10 protein-coding genes and 3 pseudogenes are annotated in these 20997 nt (G+C 43.1%); 10 read left to right on the top strand and 3 right to left on the bottom strand.

What is annotated here, in order from left to right; genetic code table 11:
• Positions 1-1190 precede the first annotated feature (1190 nt).
• Positions 1191-1766, bottom strand: a complete 576-nt coding sequence (locus L1D31_RS22090; protein ID WP_239839096.1) for a hypothetical protein — start codon at positions 1764-1766, stop codon at positions 1191-1193.
• A 389-nt stretch (positions 1767-2155) separates the two neighbouring features.
• Between L1D31_RS22090 and L1D31_RS22085 the strand changes: the two genes are divergently transcribed.
• The 6 genes and pseudogenes from L1D31_RS22085 to L1D31_RS22065 all read left to right on the top strand — a co-directional run bounded on the left by L1D31_RS22085 (position 2156) and on the right by L1D31_RS22065 (position 11546).
• A complete protein-coding gene (locus L1D31_RS22085; protein WP_239839095.1) occupies positions 2156-3661 on the top strand; it encodes a winged helix-turn-helix domain-containing protein in 1506 nt (501 codons plus the stop codon).
• A 362-nt stretch (positions 3662-4023) separates the two neighbouring features.
• Complete coding sequence (locus L1D31_RS22080; protein WP_239839094.1) at positions 4024-5304, top strand: EAL domain-containing protein; 1281 nt, start codon at positions 4024-4026, stop codon at positions 5302-5304.
• A 119-nt stretch (positions 5305-5423) separates the two neighbouring features.
• Positions 5424-8975 carry a hypothetical protein gene (locus L1D31_RS22075; RefSeq protein WP_239839093.1) on the top strand — a complete coding sequence of 1184 codons (3552 nt, stop codon included), beginning with the start codon at positions 5424-5426 and terminating at the stop codon, positions 8973-8975.
• A 194-nt stretch (positions 8976-9169) separates the two neighbouring features.
• The gene (locus tag L1D31_RS22070) at positions 9170-9586 is read left to right on the top strand and encodes a transposase (protein ID WP_239839092.1); all 417 of its coding nucleotides are present in this window, start codon (positions 9170-9172) and stop codon (positions 9584-9586) included.
• Positions 9587-9919: 333 nt separating this feature from the next.
• Entirely contained in the window at positions 9920-10021 is a 102-nt protein-coding gene (locus tag L1D31_RS22635; RefSeq protein ID WP_275666201.1) for a transposase, read from the top strand.
• A 371-nt stretch (positions 10022-10392) separates the two neighbouring features.
• Positions 10393-11546: pseudogene (locus tag L1D31_RS22065) on the top strand (IS256 family transposase).
• Positions 11547-11609: 63 nt separating this feature from the next.
• On the opposite strand, the pseudogene L1D31_RS22060 reads toward L1D31_RS22065, so the two are convergent.
• Positions 11610-12287: pseudogene (locus tag L1D31_RS22060) on the bottom strand (IS6 family transposase).
• A gap of 240 nt (positions 12288-12527) precedes the next feature.
• On the opposite strand from L1D31_RS22060, the gene L1D31_RS22055 reads away from it, so the two are divergent.
• The 4 genes and pseudogenes from L1D31_RS22055 to L1D31_RS22040 all read left to right on the top strand — a co-directional run.
• Entirely contained in the window at positions 12528-16208 is a 3681-nt protein-coding gene (locus tag L1D31_RS22055; RefSeq protein ID WP_239839091.1) for a hypothetical protein, read from the top strand.
• 164 nt (positions 16209-16372) lie between these two features.
• Entirely contained in the window at positions 16373-18370 is a 1998-nt protein-coding gene (locus tag L1D31_RS22050) for a hypothetical protein (RefSeq protein ID WP_239839090.1), read from the top strand.
• Positions 18371-18476: 106 nt separating this feature from the next.
• On the top strand, positions 18477-19523 hold the full coding sequence (locus L1D31_RS22045; protein ID WP_239839089.1) for an RHS repeat-associated core domain-containing protein: 1047 nt from the start codon (positions 18477-18479) through the stop codon (positions 19521-19523).
• A 242-nt stretch (positions 19524-19765) separates the two neighbouring features.
• Positions 19766-19900 (top strand): annotated as a pseudogene (locus L1D31_RS22040) (IS481 family transposase); the annotation flags it as partial.
• 54 nt (positions 19901-19954) lie between these two features.
• Here L1D31_RS22040 and L1D31_RS22630 read toward each other — a convergent pair.
• Positions 19955-20997, bottom strand: a 1043-nt coding sequence (locus tag L1D31_RS22630; RefSeq protein ID WP_275666200.1) for an RHS repeat-associated core domain-containing protein, incomplete at its 5' end; no start/stop codon positions are given.

Raw genomic sequence — 20997 nt, 5'->3', positions numbered from 1 at the left:
TACAATGGACAAGTAGGTGAAATATTGGCTAACGTAAAGGCGTTGAACAAACTCACTAGCCTTGGCATGCCTGTTCGTCAGAGACTGAGCTAATAGGCAGCAGCTCAGCGGGTTTCATCGCTCCCAAGGCTGAATTGATCAACAACGCCTCGTTGCACCTATTGGTATCAGTAATTTGAGAAAACATGTTCCCTGCTGGTTAGAAGGTGTAGAAAACTCGTTATCATTCCAATTAAGGGAGTTGCTACAAGTATTGTACGAAGATTTAATCACACTAGATGAACGCATTGATAAGGTAACTAATAAGATAAAATTGAGTCTTAGTGACAACCTTGTTGCTCAAAGATTAATGAAAATCATCGGCATTGCCCCCTCGTTTGCCATGCACTATACTTATTGACCTTGGTGATGGCAGGAGTTTTAAAAGAGGTCGATATTTTGCGGCATCATTAGGGTTGCCTCCTCGACAACACAGTACTGGGGGACGAGAGAGGTTATTAGGTATAAGCAAAAGAGGCAATGGATACCTGAGAAAGTTATTGGTCCATGGTGCCAGAGCTACATTTCGTTATGTTAAGGATAAAACAGACGCCTTAAGTTTATGGATCAAAAAGCTAAGTATCAATAAGCATCCGAACGTAGCGATTATCGCGCTTGCGAACAAATTGGCAAGGAACTCATGGGCTATTGTTGCCAAAAACGTTGAGTATGACGCATATCGCGTTGCGGCTTAAATGCTATTGATTTTTGAAAACAGTAATATGAAGAATTGCATAGTAAAGAAATGATGGAAAATAGGTCAAACCAACATGACCAAAACCCAACCTGATCAAAGAGCTAATAGCTCGTGTAGCCGTTTGGGAGTTAATGTGCGGATAACGCCATTATGGTTCGATGCGCAATTAAGGCATCACTAAAAAAACCGAATACACGTAGCCAGTTATACCTTCATTTTCATTAAAATTTACTTGCAATCTAGGGAGTATCCATACACGATCAGATCGTAAGTTTCTGATTTAGTTCCATCGAGTTACGCAACAAAGCCCATTGAACACCTCATTTACGGTGGAGACTTTACCAACTAATTTGTTGTCCGGGATCATTAAAACCAATACAGTCTGATTAAATAAAAGTGCTGGACTAAAAATAACGCCACTCATTTTTAAACGAGTGGCGTTATCTATTTAAGTTTACATCCAAGATGAAACTTTTTCTTCTGTCGAGGTAATCACTAATTCATCAAGCTCAGCGATGCCTTTTATTTGCTGCTCTGTTTTTTTACTGATGTCGAAATCAAACCCAAAAGGGTTAAGTGACCAATCAGAACTAGCTTCATACGTTCCTGTTGCCCAATCGATAACCTTACCGTCTTTATCCGCTAAGAAATAATAGATAATGAATCGTTCGGTATCATTACCTATAAGACCACCTACATAGCTAGAGCTCGTTGATTTCATCTTGTCTACATGTTTGTAAATTGAATTATCACCCAGACGCTGCTCTGCGATCAACTTACCATACATGGGTAATCTAAATGGCGCAGGGTTAGCTAAATTCTTGAGGGAAAAATCTGTCGCATCGGGGTTGATTCTTGTTTCCTGAGCAATGTCATCATACTGCTTGTCGATCGCCAGTGATGCATTATATCTGTCAGTGGCTTGCTGGGCGGCACAGCCACTTAGTACTAGTAGGGCCAGGGTAATCAATGCAGCATAAAAGGTTGCCATCGGTGTTAATTTAGGGCTTGTAGTGCGTGTGTCTCTCATTTTACTTCCTTAATTTTCTACCAACTAATTAATTTTGTAGCGAATATCACTATCATGCATGGTGTTTGTTGGGGGGTGAGAGGGGATTTTCTCCAGGTAAGGAATGATGTGCAATGGTGTGTGTCTGAGTGTGTGTTTTTATTATGTTTATTTTTTCTTCTTTGTGCTTCTGTTTGATTTTGTGTAATATAAGTGATTGGTTTTGTTTGGGATTTTTTAGAAAAGAAGCTAAAATAAAAAACATGTGCGAATTCAAATTAGTGTGCCTTTAAATTATTAAACCTTGCGTGATGTAGTGTTCGCACTAGAGTATAGTTTGATAGGAAAAAGTAACTCGCATGAGCAAAAAGTCATAAACTTAACGAGTTTATAGTTGATAAGAGATAGTTATGGATTCATTAATTGATGTAGCAAAGCGTAATAAAAAATGCATAAAAATAGCCAGCCTAATTTACAGCCCTGTAACCAAGTCTCTCTATCATGAAAATAACGTGGCCAAGTTAGAACCAAGGCTTAGTGAATTGATAGAATTATTGATCATTAATCTCAACAATCCAGTTTCAAACAATGAAATAATTAAAATTATTTGGGGTAGCGAGTTCATATCTCGAAATGTTGTGACGAATAAAGTCGGTGAATTAAGAGCAATTATTAAAAGACTTTCATTGGATTGTGAGGCTAACGAGATTATCGTTACTTATCCCAAGAAAGGATATTATATACCTGATGGGCTTGTTTCTTTGGTAGATAGTGACATATTAGATGGAGATAGTTCTGAGACAAAAGAAGAACCAGTGACTTACAATAGAAAAATAGGTAAAACCAAATTGCTATTGGGAAGTTTTTTTTCTATTGTTATTATATCAATTTCATTCATTTATTTATCATTTTTTTATGATAAAGATAACGAGGAAACTGACTTAAACTACTTGTACTCAACTCGGACTAAGCTAAGTTTAAATAAAATATATTGTAAAAACAAAGAGGTGGAGAATTATTTAATTCCATTGAAATCAATGATATTGAGAACTCTAGCTAGTAACAATAGTATTGATTTAGCCAACCTAAGAAGCCCGGACTACTTTCTACAAAAGATCGATCAGACATGTTTATGGCCAGGAAGTAAGAATAAGGATTCAGTGTATAATTTATCATTTAACCTTTGGTTGGGAGAAAAAAACGAAGTAAATCTAGAAGCGATTCTATATTATTCCCCCTCCAATAAAGTTGCATGGAGAAAATTGTATTCATCTCCAGAAGATGCCATAGAGAATATTGCTGTAAACTTTAACTCGGATATTACATATTACTTAAAGTTGCCTAAACAAAAAATAACGCCACAATATATAGATATGAGGAACATCAAAGATGGAGAAAGCCTTGATTTGTCTCGATTGGTTGAACTTAACTTGTCTTTAGCTGAAGTGTATTTTATTTCAAGAGAGCTTCTTTTAAAAGATATAGAAAGTTCATTAATAGAAAGATGGATATCAATACTAAAAGTAAGATACCCCACTCCAGAACCTGAGCTACATATATGGATATCTCTGTTGACTTATAAGATAGGAAAAGCTGAGTTGAGTTTAGAAATGTTGAATAGAGAGTATGTCTATGAATTTCCAGACAATGCATTAATTAGTTTATTAAAAGCTAATATTAGTTTGTCTCAAGGCAATCACGAACGTTACTTAATTAATTACCTATTTACAATGTTATCATTAACAGTTTTTCATGGTCCGAAAGTTATATTTCAACACTTTGAGCAAGGCTCTGAACCTAAAAATTGTGAAGCTATCTGGGACAAAGTATTATCTGGTAAAGGCGTGATAATAAGTAAAACAATTAAATCAAATGTTGAGGTTTTTTGTAGTGGTGTTGAATATTTACCTAATTGAAATAGAGTGCTGATGCATTATAACCACCATCAATACATGCGCCCGACAAGAAAATGTTGGGCGTTTTTATTTCTGAAGTGTATATGAGTAATACACTACCTATTCGTAGATCGTCTAGTCATAAACAGTTTGCTTTGGTTCTGAATTTTCCTGTGTATTATCTATCTAATAAAGCTATGCTGTTGCCTTCCATGCTTGCCCATAACTCTGTCATCTCTGCTTCCTAAGAAAACCTAGACACACAGATACTGTACGCCTGTGTGTCTGTCTGTGTGTTTGTGTGTCTGTATATTTGTGTTTTTTACGTTAATGGTCGGTATGCTTTGACTTCTAGTGGGATACATAAGCAAAAAGGCGTTCATATGAGCCGGTATCGTAACAAGTTAATTAGTCTCTCAGCTTTTTCGCTTTTGCTAGTCAGCATTCTGACTTTGATATCGATTTTTGATAGATACTATGTTAAGCCAAAAATCATAGATATAGTTGATAGAGAGCTACTTAATGTAGAAGTGGTAGTGCTACAAGAAATAAGTGAACTGTTAAGGCTCTTCGTCGATAAAAAGTATAGCGAAAACTCAAAGTCTGAATTAAAAAGTTTGGCGTTGACAAATAATTCAAAAATAGAAAACATTCAGTTTAATGACGATTTTGAAGTGCATAACTATTTTGATAGTGGGCAAGTTAAATGTAAAATATCTGATATTGAATATGACCTTAAAGATATATGGATTGATTTGTTTTCAGATAATGAAACTTACCTAGCGAAACTTATCCTAAATTATTTACATGATTATAATAACCTTAAGATTTCTAATAATCAAGTCAGCTTAAAGGCTGATACTACTAGTCAATTTATACTAAAACGATCGCACTTGCTTGCTATTTCTTTTGTTATTTCATTTTTAGTTATTAAACTATATAGGTTCAAACCATACCAGCATGTTTTGTACCTTTATCTTATCTATCATTTAGGAAGGTTTTTTCCCGTTTTTCAACCCATTGTTGATCAAAATGGTTCCACTATCGGCTATGAGGTGCTTTTGAGAATTAGGAGTTTTTCTGGGACTTGGGTTTATCCTGATGTGTTTATAAATTTATTAGAGAAAAATACATTTCTGATGAATAAGGTTCTGCTTAAAATAGTAAAGCAATGTATCGATGATAGGCTTTGTAGCTCTCAACATTTCTTTTCTTTTAATGTCACGGTAAAACAAGTGATCGATCCCTATTTTTCAAGAGCGTTTATACGACTAGCTGAAGAATTTAACCATATAAAAATAGAAATAACGGAAAGGGAAGGAATTGATGATGAGTTTGTTTCTAGTATAAAAAAGTACAACGAAAGGGGCATTATTGTTTCTCTCGATGATGTAATGACTGGATTTAACGGACTAGATAAAGCCTGCTTAGGTGTATTTGATGAAGTGAAAATTGATAAATTACTCACTCAAGGAATTGTTGAAAATGACAAGAAAAGAAGTGTGATTATAAGCACGATTAGTATTCTCGATGAACTAGGCCTTAAAGTAGTGGTGGAGGGGGTAGAATCCATCGATCAGTTTTTAATATTAAAGGCGACAAATGCCTACTTATTTCAAGGTTTTCTATTTGGAAAACCCAATAATTTTCAAAATAGAGCGTAAATAGGATGAAAACACTAGAAAAAATAAAGCTTTCTATAGTCACTATAATATATTGTTCGGTTTTTATGTTGGGTTGTAACAGTGAAAACGCATTTAATCACCAGAACGAAAGTGTTAAGTTGGACTCAATTGAACTGATTTCAGTGGTTAATACCCAAAAGCTGCCTGCTGGTGTAACGATGAATTTAGATGCCGTAGGCACTTATTCCGATGGTACGGTTAAGCTAATCACACCAGATGCTGATTGGGCTTTGGAGAGTCAAGGAGATGAGCCTGAAACGCGATTAACCGAAAATGGGTTTGCTATTAAGGGTAACTTTCCAATGACGGTTAAGGTCATCGCAAGTAAAGATGGTAAGGCTTCAGAGAAGGTCATCGATATTACTGCTGCGCAACTTATGGAAGTGAAGGTTATTCCAAGTGGTTTAACTATGCCAAATGCTGCACGTTACCAGTATAAATTGGTTGGAGAATTTTCTGATGGTCAAGAGTTTGATTTGCCAACGGATGAAGCGACCTGGCAAGCGTCGGACACGTCAGTCGCAGATGTTTCCGATGGACTTCTGACCACACTAAGTTCAGGCCAGGCAGATGTGTTTGTGAATTACAAAGGGGTGGGGGGGATTGCCAAAGTTGATGTTGTTCCTGCAAAACCTACAGGACTAGTGATTTCAGGTCATAATTTAACCTTAACCCAAAATAGCGATTATCAGTTTAATGCTTATGTGAGTTATGACAACGGCAGCATGGTTGATGTGACCAACAGCAGTCAATGGCATACCACAAACCCGGCTGTCGCGGACTTTTCCGGTGCCAACTTTGGTAAATTGAGTGCGAACAGCACAGGAACCACTCGTGTTTCTGCAGCCTATACAGACCCAGGAACAGGTACAGCAATGACTAGCAACACCATTAATGTCTCGGTGAACAATGACCTATTGGCATTGACGTTAAGCGTGGCAGATAATATGCCAGTGAATACCAAGCAACATCTGTTTGCTGAGTTGGTATTTGCCAATGGTGACAAACAGGTGGTGACGGATTCGGTCAACTGGGTTATTTCAGATACACAGGTATTAGAAAAAACCGGCCCAACAGAAATTACCGCTAAAAGCGCAGGTACTGTTGAGTTATCGGGCGAGTTTTGTAGTGCTACAGGTCAGTGTGTACAAACTCGGAAAGTCAATATCCAAGTAGATTCAGCGACTCTGGTTGATTTATCTGTTTCTCCGGCGACCGGTACTATGGTCAATAATACCACGGCTGAATTTAGTGCGATTGGTCGTTTTAGCGATAACACATTAAGAGACGTGTCGCAAAATGTGAATTTTCGTTCTGATAATGACCTCGTTGCTCAGTTTACGGGGAACATCTTGACGAGTTACCAAGCCACTGCACCTTCATCACCACTTGGGTTCGAGGTTTGTCATCAAAGCAGCGGAGTGTGTACTCAGGGTCAAGTTAATATAGTACAAAAGCAACTGAGTCACCTGACTATTTATCCAAGCCAAGTGTCGGCAATCGCCTCTGTGCCAGAAGTGGTTTCTGCGTCGGCGGTATATAATGATGGAACAACCCAAGATGTTACCGATTTAGTCAGTTGGACCAACACCCATAGTGACGGCTCCTTTATCACTACCGCAAGTGGGCTGAAAGCGTTTCAAGCAGGTAGTGCAGGGACTGCGGACATTACTGCAACGTTTCAAGGGCATTCTGTAACTAACCCAGTCACAGTGAGCAATGCCTCCATTACCGCACTCTCGCTCACTCCTGCTCGCTTAGACTTGCATCGAGGCATTCCTCAATCGGTATCTGTTATCGCGAGTTTGAATGATGGCTCTTCGAAAGATGTGACGGACTTTGTTAGTTGGGAGCCATCAAGCCGTGACATTTATCAAGATGGCACAAAGAACAAGCTAAAAGCGGATGTGCTATTAACTGGTGAAGAGGTCAAAGCCCGTTATTCAGGCCTAGAAAGTCAAGCTGTCCCGGTGAACGTGCAAAGCGTGCCACTCAAGAGGTTGGTGGCGAGTCCGAGTACAGTCGATGTGTTAGTGGGTACGACGGAATCATTGGCAGTACACGCTGTTTTTGAAAATGGTGATATTGTCGATGTAACGGATGACATTGCCTGGCAGACCGTAAGCAACGAATTTTCAGTCACCAATAAGCGCGTGTTGACGGGTTTAAGTGCGGTGGCTGACGCTAAGTTGTGGCCTTTGCATTCAAGTTACCCGGGTGCACAACGTAATGAGGTATCGGTTACGGTTAGTGATATTACCCCGACGCATATTCTTTCGGGGCTAGCGGACGTGGTTTCCTACACCGACCAAGCTTGGTCTTTGCACATGACAGCCGTGATGAGCGATGGCAGCACAAGAGATATTACCGCAGCGGCACAAGTAGAAGTGGGTGATCTCTCTTTGGCGGAATTCACACAAGGGAAACTGGTGATTAAAGGTGCGGTCGGCACAACGAGTTATACCATCAAATGGCTTGGTATGTCAGCTACCTACAGTCTTGAGGTACAAGCCAGACAAGTCATCGATCTGCTTGTGTACCCATCGCCCTTGAATATGCTTCAATCAGAAACTGCGGAACTTACGGTTCGGGCGGTCCTCAATGGGGATAAAGTGATTGATTTAGCTACGTTTAACACAGTGAGCTCGGATTCAAGTATTGCGACAGTACAAAACGCTAGTAAGGTCATCGCTTCTAATGTGGGGAGTACGGTGTTGACGGTGACAGACCCTGCCTCCGGCGTTTCTAAGGATGTACCAGCATCGGTAGTCGCTCACCCACAGACTTTAGAGTTAAGTCAGTACGATATTACACTTATGGAAGGGGCGAGTGCGCAATTAAGGGCGAGCTATGATGATGGTGCTAACGTCACGGATATGACATATGGTGCAATTTGGAACACGTCTGATGCGAATTTGGCTAATGTGACGTCTGGTCAAATTACTGCACAGCCCAACACCGCAGGTCGAGACGTATATGTTAGCGCAGAAGTATTTGGTCGTCGTTCATCCACGGCTACCATCAATATTGTCAATCACCAGAGTTTACCACCTTGCTCTTCAGGCTTGACAGACTCTATGTGCCAAGCATCCGTGGTGGGCGGTACCGGTGGTACTGCGCGTGCACCCAAAATGTGTGATACGCGTGAGGTCATTACAGGCTTTACAATTAGAACATCTCGGACTGATGTGAATTATCCTGGGAAAGCTATTGCCGCGCACTGTTCAACGCTTTATATAAACGCTCGTAATGAGGTGAAGTTGAGTGAAGGGCAGGAGCTGGTTTTTGATAGTGGTACAGATGGTTATGATAATGAAGTACGGTTAGAGTGCCCGGACGATCAACTACTAGTGGGGCTGAAAACTCAATCCGCTCCCGGCGGTCCTGCGGGGAGAATTCTTGCCAATATGAAGCTGATTTGTTCAAGTGTCAAATATAACGAGGACACACGAGATCTTGATTTAACAGGCACATTGTCGGAAAGTGCTACATTTTTGCCAGCATACTCCCACGGCCAGTCAAATTTACAAGAGCAACAATCAAATCTTGGATCACAGCAAGTAATCTTAGGTTATCAGGTATATACGGGAACATCCTTAGACTCAATTCGCTTCTACGGCGCACCTTTAGATATGGCCGTGGCACCTTAATCGATTGTTTTAAGCAGTATAAGTCAATCGCTGAAATGCAATCAACAGCCGCCACTGTAAGTGGCGGTTTTGCTATATATTACAGTGGTGTTATTCGGATGTTTGTGAATGGCTTTGATGTGATGGACGCACCTCCCTTCTAGCACCGCTGTACCAAACTAATGGTGCAACCAGTAAGAACAGGAGCAATCATTATGTCAATTAAAGTTGTCGGCATCGATATAGTCAAAAACCTCTTTCAAGTATGCGTGTTGAGTTCTGATGGACAAATCTCGTCAAACCGAAAGGTAAAGCGTGGCAAGCTTCTCGATACAGCCCGTCAATTACCAGAGCAAACAGCTATTGCGATGGAATCATGCGCAATTTCGCATCATTGGGGCAGAATATTTCAAGATCTGGGACATAGGCGTAGCTCTTATCCCAGCTCAGCACGTAAAGCCATTTGTTGGGCGACAAAGAACGACGCTAATGATGCGAGGGCCATTTGCGAAGCATTTTCTAGACCTGATATTCATTTTGTTCCTGTTAAGTCTGTTGAGCAACAAGACCTCAAGGCAATACGCAGCGTTCGTAAACGTTTGGTGGAAAACAGAACGGCCCTTGCTAACTAGATCAGGGGATTGGATGCCGAATACGGTGTTGTGTTTCCTCTTTCTGTTAAAGCGTTACGGAGTCATTTGCCGCTAGCTCTTGAAGATGCAGAGAATAATCATTACTCCTGTAATGAGGAGCCTACTGCAAACGTTATACAGTGATTTCGTCAGTCTTAGCGAAGAGATAGATGAAATGACCTAAAGTGTTACTATGTTAAGTCAGAAAAATCCAAGGTATGAGGCTATTCGGAAATTCCAGGTTTTGGCCAGATTTTAACAGCGGCACTGATTGACGAGGTAGGTGCTGGAAACCAATTCCAAAATGGTCGCTAGTTTTCAGTATGTTGTGGCTTGGTTCCAAAACAAAATAGTACCGGAGGAAAAAGTAGTCTCGGCTCTTTATCTAAGAATGGTAATTGCGAATTAAGAGCATTACTTATTCACGGCGCTTGAGCAGTGGTTCGGTATGGAGCTAGCAAAGCGGATGCTATGGGGGTATGGTTGAGAGGACTCATTGCACGCCGAGGCAAAGCAAAAGCGATTGTCGCTCTTGCAAACAAACTCGGTCGGGTAGCATGGCACATCTTGATTAAAAATAGTGGGTTCTAAGGAGTTATCCTAGAGAAACAACTGAGTTTGCAATAGCTGATGAATAAACGGTGAACCATCCTTACTACACTTTGATAACACAACAGGGTTATTGAAACCGAGGCTTTGAAAAGACAGTGAGGAACGGATTACATCATGGCGCAGGTCTATTTGAGAGTGTCCTGAATTCTGTGTGATTGTCTAAACTTAAGCCTTAAAGGCTAAGGATGGACAATATGGATAAGAACGCACTCGAAGCTTTTGCTCGTGAAGCAGCAAAGTCAATTAAGACTGAATCTGATCTTGATGACTTTCAAAAAATTTTAACCAAGGTGACCGTTGAAACGGCGTTAAACGCTGAACTCGATGAGCACCTTGAATATCAAAAACACCAATCAAAACCAGCTCCAACTCCCGCAATGGCTACTCGGGTAAGTCAATTATCACCGATGATGGAGAGGTTGATATCGACGTCCCTCGCGACCGTGACGCTAGCTTTGAACCTCAACTCGCCCGCAAGCACCAAACTCGATTCCAATTCATGGACGACAAGATATTGAGCCTTTATGCGAAAGGCATGACCACACGTGAAATCGTCGCAACGTTCAAGGAAATGTATGATGCTGATGTCTCGCCAACGCTGATATCAAAAGTTACCGACTCGGTGCTTGAGCAAGTGATTGAATGGCAGTCGTGACCTCTCTACGAAATTTACCCTATCGTCTATCTCGATTGCATCGTGGTTAAGGTGCGTCAAGACAAGCAAGTCATCAACAAAACGGTCTATCTTGCGTTAGGCGTCAACATGGAAGGCCAAAAAGAACTGCTCGGTATGCAGCTCTCTGAAACGGAAGGTGCCAAGTTCTGGCTTAACGTGCTGACTGAGCTTCAAAACCGTGGGGTAAAAGACATCCTTATCGCTTGCGTTGACGGGCTAAAAGGCTTTCCTGAGGCTATTAACATTGCGTTCCCAGAGACGCAAATACAACTCCGTATCGTCCACATGGTGCGAAACTCGGTCAAGTACGTCCCTTGGAAAGACTACAAAGCGGTGACTACTGACCTGAAGAAAATATACCAATCAGCCACAGAAAATGAGGCACTGCTGGCTCTAGAGCAGTTCTCTGACAGATGGAATAGTAAGTATCCTCAAATCAGTCGTTCTTGGACGGCGCATTGGGACAACCTCAATACCCTGTTTAACTACCCAGAGGATATTCGCCGAGCCATTTACACTACTAACATCATCGAATCCCTCAACAGCGTTATTGGAAAAGCGATTAAGAAGCGCACGCTTTTCCCAACGGATGAATCAGCTAGAAATGTGATCTACTTGGCTATGCGAGATGCTTCCAAGAAGTGGACGATGCCGATTTGAAACAGGCGATAAGCTCTAAACCGCTTTATGATTATGTTCGAAGACCGACTCACTGAATACATGTAACCCCGACAGTTACACTGAATTATTTACAGGGTCAACTTCGCAAGCAGAATCTCCCTCAACATCAATCTGTCCCCGTTTTAACCTGGTCCACATCTCCCGAACATAAAGACGTGCCGTAGCACCTTTAATTGACTTCCACCCCAAAGCTTGCTGCATTTTCTGCTTCACCCACCTATGACTTTTCTCCACGATATTATTCCGATATTTGATACTGCAAATTTCTATCAGACATAGCATGAAGCCCGTTAGCCAAAGCTGAACATTCATCGCATGCATTGCGGAATGTTCAGCATGGCTGCCATCAATCACCACTTTCTCAGACAACCCATTCAGGGTAATTGCCTGATTCAGAGTGGCTTTAGCGGCTGCTTCATCACGAGTTAGACTCAGATAATAATCGAGAACATCACTAAACTTATCAACGACTCTATAGTAATAAAACCATTTGCCTTTGATTTTGATATCTCGTCCATCCGCCAAGAGCCCTATACCGACTTCTTTTTGCGTCTGATTTTATGCTCCAAAATCGGTGTAAATTTGATGACCCACCGGTTGATAGTCACATGGTCAACGGTGACACCACGCTCTCTGTATTTCTTCAATCTCTCGATAACTGAGTTTGTAAGTAAAGTAATAATGGATGGTTTTGAGAATGATTTCAGAGGGAAAGTGGCAGCCTTTAAACATTGAGATTCAGAGTGTTAGGTAGAGGTCGAGCGAATCTTAGCCGACAACGCAAATTTTGTGAGTGAACTACAAAATGACAAATAGTGTCATTTTGTGTGAATTATTTTTCGAGTAATTCCTTGAAAGAGTCGTACATTTGAAGTCAGTAGATGGATTCATTATCTGGTGATGATAATGCCATGATTATGGCGCCATTTTTTTCCATGGCACTGAGTGAAAGTGATGAATTGAGGTACTAAAATGAGGGATACGGATAATATTGTCTCCACCGCCTTTAACTTTGGACAGTTATTCTCTGCCGGGTTGGATACACGTACTGGCATGTTTCATGTTGCTATCACCCTTGGGCGATTAGGCAACGCCTTCGAGCTTAAGGTTGCTTACAATCATTTAAGTACGATAGATGAAGGTTTTGGCATTGGATGGTCGGCCAACATATCACGGTATGACCTTGCTCGAAAGCGCTTAACGCTATCGAATGGCCAAAGTTACCAAGTTAAGATGTCTCGGTTTAGACCGGAGGTAGAATGTCAATATCTCAAACTGCAAGATATCAACGTCACCCATCAGGATGAAGTATTAACAGTCTCCTTTAAGGATGGCACCGTCGAGCAGTTTGATAGTGAGGGCTATCTGCGTAGTGTTACCCCTCCATCGGGCCATACGATGACTTTCAGCTACAGGGGAAAGCGTTTGGAGCGCGTCAGCACTCAAAGTGGCCTCTCACTCACACTGTCATACAGTCAGTATGGCTTCACCGTAACTGATTCCAAGGACAAACACCAGGTTCAGGCCCGCGTATCTGGGCATATCACCGATGTCATCTTGCCCGATAGTACAGCTTACCGAATTAGATATCGTGCCATCAATGGCTTGTATGTGATTGAATATCTAGACCATCCAACCGGGGCAACAGAGAAGTTGTCATATGATGCGATTGGTTTGCGCCTGCCAGCTTATGGCCCGCTAAGTAGTTTACCTGCAGTCATCCGGCATGAGATTTACGGTGCAGATGTGCCGAGAATGACAAGAGTCTACCGTTACTCTAGCAATAATTTTTTGGGGCATGGTCTGCCTCGGTACACACCATACGTCGACAATCTGTTCGAAACGGCATCGAATTACACATATAGCAGTACTGAAACGTTTGAGAACAAAGAGGTTACCAAGACTTACAATAAATACCATTTGTTGATCGAAGAGACGGTGATGTCACTTCCTGGACGACAGTTGATGCAAAAATCGGTGACAGAATATTACGCTGACACTCGTCAGGGGATTGCTTCACAGCCTGCTCAATATTTGCTTCCTCGCAAAAAAACGGTGACTTATTACAATCAGGCCGGAGAATCGCGTTCAGAAGTAAGCGAATTTGAATACGACAGTTGTGGCAACGAGCTTCTCCAAATTGACTCTTATGGTATTCAGACTCGTTCCGTCTACTACCCAACAGAGGGGGAAGCAGGATCAGCTCCTGCAGCCCCTTCTGGTATTCCCTTCCTGCTAAAGAAACAAACAGTCTCTCCATCTCCTCGTATGCTACAGGGATGGGAAGAGGATAAAGTATCGACATTTGCTTATGGAATGCACCCCTCACTACAGGCTGGAAAAGGCTACCCAGTCAAAACCAGAGAGTACCTCACTACAGGTAAGGGGCGAGAACTATCATCGACGTCGTTCATTTATGTAAATCGTCCAGATGTGCCGGAATATCACGGATTGGTGTTACGCACCGTAACCACTGAAGGTTCCTTGAGGAAAAGTGAGGATTACGACTACTTGTTAAATGATGGTGTTAGCCTTTCTACTGTAGTGACAAACTCGTTTCAGGATGGGATTCACTACACAGAGGAAGAGGAGGTATGTCTACATACGGGTCAGCAATTGTCGAACAAAGATAGACAGGGAAACAGGAGCACCAAAGAGTATGACGGACTAGGCCGAGTCATCCAAGAGTCAGTGGGAGTTGGCTCTGAATTTGAGCAAACTACCTTCTACCGTTATATCAATGCTGGGCAAAATCAGCTTGATATCGAGGTGTCGGATGGTACCCGCCGCCGGATAACTTATGATCAACTGGGACGAGAAATTACCAGATACGCAACCAATAGTAATGGTGACCTTGTGTTGATGAGCCAGCAAAGCTATAACTCATTGGGACAGATCAGCACTCGTATCATTTACGACGATTTTGGTGCAGGCGAGGTCGGAGTGAGCACCACCTTGAGCTACGATATTTGGGGAGAGGTGAGCGAAGAGAAACTGGCTAGCGGCATGATCACCGTAACTGAACGGGACAAGGCGAAGAACTCCCAAACTCAATACATAATGGCTGGCGGCCAACGTAGCGCATCCATTACCACGTACTATGATGAACGAGACGAGGTCATTAAGGAAGTTAGTGCTGATGGTGAATTGGTAACCGTCTATGACGGTTTTGGCAGAAAGGCGAAGCACAACAATCTTTTCAATGTAGAAACGGCTATTGAGCGGGACGATATAGGTCGCACTCAACGTGAACAGACTGGCGATATCATCACCCATTGTGCTTTCACCAATGACAATCGAGAATTGGTAACCCAACTGACGGTTGCCGGAAGTATTGTTGGTACACGGCACTATGATGCGCTGGGCCGCATCACGAGTGAAATAAAAGGAGGACTGACGAGCAACTATCGCTATGACACTCTCGCCGACAAACCTTCGGTCGTGATCCAGCCTAGTGGCGAAAGTATCGAGTATCGCCTCAATTTGGCATTGGGAGAAATCACAGGTATTTCTGCCAGTGATGATAACGCCTCATTCTCATTTAATGCACATGGTCGGTTACTCAGCGTGAGCAATAATGCCGCACGCCTAGATTACACCTATCATCTAAATGGTCAGTTGAAGTCTGAAAGTGTGTTCGGTAAGAGCACCAGTTATATCCACTCTCGTCAGGGGCAATTGATCCGTATTACGGACTATATGGGCCACACTGAATGGCGCAGTTATGATCGTTACCATCGACTGCAAAAAGTTGAACTGGGCCAGGTAACCGTGAGCCTTAGCTATGATGCCTTTAGTCGTCTGTTAGAGGAACACATTGCTTCTTCCTCCAATCCAACACTTGTGCATAGGTATACATATGATGAGCAGGGGCGTTTGGCTCATAAACAAACGACTCGAAATGGTGTGCTTTATCTTTCTCAGTCATACACCTATAACAAAGGGCCGCGACTGGCCAGCAAAACGATTATGGATTCAGAAGGTAGCAGCACCACAGAAAATTATCGTTACGATGAGCATAACCGTGTGGTTGAGGTTCGGTGGAGTGGAAGCGAGCGACCAGATTATCTCGGTGTTGGTGCCATGCGCCGTCAATCTTTCGTCTTTGATAGTCACAATAACATTACTGAGGTGGAGACCCTATTAACACGCGCTAACGGAGAAGGGCAAGATACAGCCCGTTATACCTACAATAGCGGCCGTCTGGTCCGTATTACTCACAGCCTGTCCGAACTGCCTGATAGTGAGTTGGACTACGATGAATGCGGAAACTTAATTTGTGATGATCAGGGGCGACGTTATATCTACAACGCCTTGGGGCGGCTTATCGAAATACAGGATAGCAATGGCTCTGTACTCTCTGCTTACACCTACAGCGCTGACGGTTTGCAGTTGAAGCAGACGGTTTCTGGACAGCCTGCTATTGAATTGTTTTACGGACTTGGTCAATTACTTAACGAGCGTCAAGGCATGATCAATAGCCGTAGGTTGACCGTTAATGAACGTCCAATAAGTCGCTTGGTAACCGCAGGAGGGATGGTTTCCGAGACTGGCTTAGTCACGGACTATAAAAATAGTGTACTACGCGAGGTGTCTGGGCAGGCGAGTGTACCGCTTATGTACACCCCGTATGGCGAGATCACAAGAGGTTGAAATTTGGCAATTATTTCTAGTAGGGCAAGTCTCTCCAGAGTTTGTTACGGCTAGATGTCACTTTATCCCCACTACAACGGGCTCGGGGAGTCAGTAACCCGTTGTTATCCGTGGGTATGTGTTTTCATGGGTTTGTAACCAAAAAAAAGATAAAGGAAAATGAAATGATAGAAAATAGAACTAGGTTAAGCCGTATTGCGGTGGCAAGTGCTGCTATTCTGGCTATGTGGTACGGCGTAGCGTCTGCCGAAAGTACAGCCCTGTCAGTTTCAAATGCAGAGTTCGATACCTCGGTTGTTCAGCTGTTTATCGGCAAAAGGTTGGTCGCTGTAGGCCCTTCTATGAGCAATAATGCGGTTACTTACTGGTGGAGCGACGGTGGCTACTCTGAATGGCATAGAGATCTATCAAAATTTTTTAGGCATGAATCATCTGCGGAAACAGCGTTAAAGGACCATGGTTGGCCCGAGGGTAAAGAGGTGATGGCCATTGTGCCTAATCCTGTCTTATCGGGCAGAAGCATTTTTTGGTGGCGCGACGGTAGCCGTTCAGACTGGAACAACACTTATATGAAGTTTGTTGCTCATGAAGAGGACCAGGGAACCTATTTCAAAGAACGCGGCTGGCCAGAGGGTAAGAAGGTCGTGGCTGTTGGACCGAATCCGACCATCGCTGATAGGAGCATCTATTGGTGGAGTGATGGTAGCCGTTCAGATTGGGACAACAATCGGAAGAAGTTTGTCTCTCATGAAGCAGACCAAGGGGCCTATTTCAAAGAACGCGGTTGGCCAGTAGACAAGCGATTGTCGGCGGTTATGTTTCGTCCCGAAAGCCACTGGAGGACGAGCTATTGGTGGAGTGACGGCAGCCGTTCAGAGTGGGATTTACACGAACAGAAGTTCGTCGAACACGAAGAAAACCAAGGCGATTGGTGGGTCAAGAAAGGCTGGCCGCAAGCAAATGTCTTCTATCCCGAGTTGTATGAAGTACGCGATGTCAGGGTGAACGAACACTCCGTGGGCAATGGTGCTATCTATGCCAACGGCAGGATGCAGTACAAAGTGGATGTAAAGGTACAGATCACTGACCGTAGTGGCAATGGCGTGAACTTGCGTGATAGCGACACAGGTCTCAACCAAAACCTTCAACTGCAGGATTTGGTTACTCTCTACCGAGGCGATAAAGTTGTCGACACCAGTGGCGCAAACTTAACTATCGATGATACGGGCGATTATGCCAGCAATAGCTGGAAGGCATCACGCCACGATGCGGGCTATGACAAGTACCTCAACACCTATCAGGGCTACGCTGAACAAATTGATGGCTCTATCGTTGAGTTAGAGCAGCATGAGAATGACTCCTATCCCGCTAAAGACGGTTGGAACAGCTATACCTACTGGGTGAGTAGCACGGAGCAGACGGGCCCTACCCCCATTCGTATCTGCGCACGTGCTGGTAGCTATGGGGCGAATGGCGAGGGGTATTATGACAGTTGCGCTGATGGTAGGAATGAGTCGGCGAAGCTTCGGGCTATAGTGCCTCCCCGATATAGTGTGAATGACTACAGCGTCACAGAGCGCCATTTAGGGGACTTGGGTATGAACCTAGCCGAGAATAAGCTCATCACTGTCACTTTAAAGACTAATGCGGGTATTCGCAGTGCTATTCCGTTGGATCGCCACGCTAATAATAATGGCTATCATTGTGTTGCGGGATTTAACAACCATTGGAACAGTGCTCTCGGTCAAACATGGAATCATAACACAGCGCTGTACTTTCTACCATTTGGTCAGGAAAATGTCACAAGAGGACCTTGGATGTTTCAGCCTTACGGTTTAGGGAATCCCAACTATCCAAAGTGGCAAAATATCAGTATTAGTGCAATGTCAAAGGATAAGATTAATTTCCTTGCATCCACTGCTGAACTACATGCCATTGTAACAAACATTAATAAGGGAACATGGACAGAATGCGCTACGTATAGAGCTCAACAACCGGGTGAAAGTGAATGGAATTACTTAGAGCGGCGCTTTAAGGACTTGACTCACCACAATCATGTTCTGTCTGGCCAAGTGGCTTTTGTTGACAGTTATGGTAACGATGGAATTATAACGCTATCTCCATCTCCACAAACGCCCCATAAGGACTTTCGTGTCCAATAGCGTTTGAACTTACCCACCTAATTTTAGGTGAGTATATTGACGAAACCAAGAGCGTAGTGAAGCCTTGGTTTTACTGCTGACAATTTGCGGAAAGGTAATAGAACATATGAGTGAACCCAAAGAATCTTTTAATGATAGGCCAGCGCAAAACATAACGCGGCGTAGCTTTATGTTACGTGCCTCGGTCTTGGCAACTTCAGCGGCCTTGTTCTCGCTCTCTCCTGTAGGGCGTGCAATTGCCGATTGGGCAGACAATGGACGTGAGAACTCTGAGCTCCTAGAACGCTTGCTGCTGCAAGAGAACTGCCTGGCGTTCAATGGTGAGCGATGCGACCCGGTGACTGGGCTCTACCATTTGGGGCAGGGGTATCGTGCTTATAATCCGCGCATTATGCGTTTTCATGCTGCCGATAGCTTAAGCCCATTTGGTGAAGGGGGGATAAACCCTTATGCATACTGCTTAGGGAACCCTGTCAACCTTATCGACCCAACTGGAAAAAATGCTGCAGCGATTGGTGGAGTTGTTGGTGGTGTCCTAGGTATCGTGTTTGCGATCGCTTTGGCTGTGGCCTCTTTTGGTACCCTAATAAATGCAAGTGTCGGCATTATAATGGCTTCGATGGCTGGGCTCAGTACTGCAAGTCTGGCTCTACAAGCCGCGAGTTCGTTACTTCTGTTAGGTGGCTCGGTAGCTCTGGGGGCTGGTTCTGTGTTTAATGTCGCTTCTACCGTTGTCGGAGTGACGGCTCCGAACAATCTAGATTTGCAGCGTACTCTGGCGATTATCGGCACCGTGATTACTGGCATAGGTGTTGTGGCGACATTGCCTGTTGGTACTATTAATGCATCGGTTGCATTTTCAACATTAGCTACAAGTACGCTAGATAAAACTCGGCAAGTCATTGGTTCAGTGGGCTCGCTTGTCTCTGCGGGGGGATTTTTTACTTCGGTGGCTGGTAATTATATGGATGACGCGATCATGAAGAAAGTCGGAGGATACATTGAACTGTCTGCCTTAATGACTTTGAGCACTGGTTTCTTTCCTATTAGTAAAGCAGCATTCTCACCGAATTTAGAGATGGGTTATGCGCTAGCCGAGGTGATACGGCTTCCTGGCATCGCCAATCAGATAGCTAATGTGGCACGTCTTTGAACGAACCCACTTTCACCTCAGTTTGCTATCCTAGTAAGCTGAGGTTGATCAAGGGCAGTGCCCAAGTAGCTCTCCCTAGTTTTGTCGAAAAGTTTATTTTGGTTCTGTCGCAAATAGTTCTAGCGGCGTGACAAGTCTATCCTCCAGAGGTTTTTGGCTATATCGATGCCGACAACTTTAATAGACATGATTATTAGGTGCGTACATAACATCAAAGCCGGAGCGCCCTCACAGCTCGAAAAAGGGTTATAGAATTATCCGACCAAGCACCTTTATCGGAAGAGGTATCACAAGATTACCAGATATGGAAAGAGAGGTTTCAAGAACAGAATTACAAGCTCGAACTTCGGCTGAGAAAATTGAAACCATCTCTATGAATCACACACGTCAATAGCTCGCAGGTGAATGGTTACAACTTTTTAACTAAAATGTTATTGCCGCCCCCTAAATAAATGTTTAACAGTAGAGGCTCGTACATCATTCACGTTTGAGTTGGCTAGTCTACGAGAGTGGTGCGTTCTGCTAAACATAACACCAGCCCCGTGATATCCCGTAACGACCGAGTTGTTAAAGCCATGACTGTATAAAGCGTCGCTAAGATACTGACCTAATGGCTGTTTAATGACTTTCTTTCGACCGATGATTCCCAGTGATAGCATAGGTTTTGTCGCTTTGGCTAAATCTTCATTTGAGAAGGAGGCGGGTTTGGTTGTATCCGCACTATAACAACTAAAAGTACGAAAGTCAGTGAACCCCTTATTTAATCCACTACTCACAAACTGTTCCACTAGTGTCTCTGACGATAATGCACCTAGGGTACCATCTTCATTAGCAAACAAACCTCTTGAACCAGCTAAACCATGACCCAAGATATACAACTTATTTGACTCTGGGGATAGTTTGGATAATTCACTATTAGAGCTTGATGTATTACTCAACACTACCAATTTAGATAACACATCACTATCATTTAACAACATTTTAGAGTTGGACGCCGCTGTATCAAATCTCTCTCCCATCAATGTTCTAGTGCCTTGAATTGAAATACCTTTACTAAGGTTTGATTGGACTATATCTGTAAAAACTTTAGCGTCCGCCCGCATTTCATTAACTTTCTGTGCTCTTATGCGCTCAAAATCGGCCTTATCATTATCATCTTTAACTATAACAGGGTATAACTCCTTTTGGTTTAAGGCTCTTCCTAGGTTTTTTCCATAAGCCATATCGACGATGTCTTTACTGATAAATGGGGCGTACATAACCCCTTTTTTGGGAGCTAAACCTTCACTATCATAGAAGTTAACCGGATTATTCCTCACCATCCKGAACAGGTTAAGCCCGTCCACGGTTCCCGCCGGGTCTGGGTTCAGCCATCGGCACAACCATGGCGCATAATAGCGATAACCATAATAAGACAGCCCTGTTGTATCCCGCTCCTTACCCGAGTAACGTATCGTTTTGTATTTTGCTTCTG

Source organism: Vibrio sp. Isolate23 (assembly GCF_022398095.1).
Classification (GTDB): domain Bacteria; phylum Pseudomonadota; class Gammaproteobacteria; order Enterobacterales; family Vibrionaceae; genus Vibrio; species Vibrio coralliilyticus_A.
The sequence above is the reverse complement of the archived record's forward strand: the minus strand, read 5'-3'. Positions and strand labels throughout refer to the sequence as shown.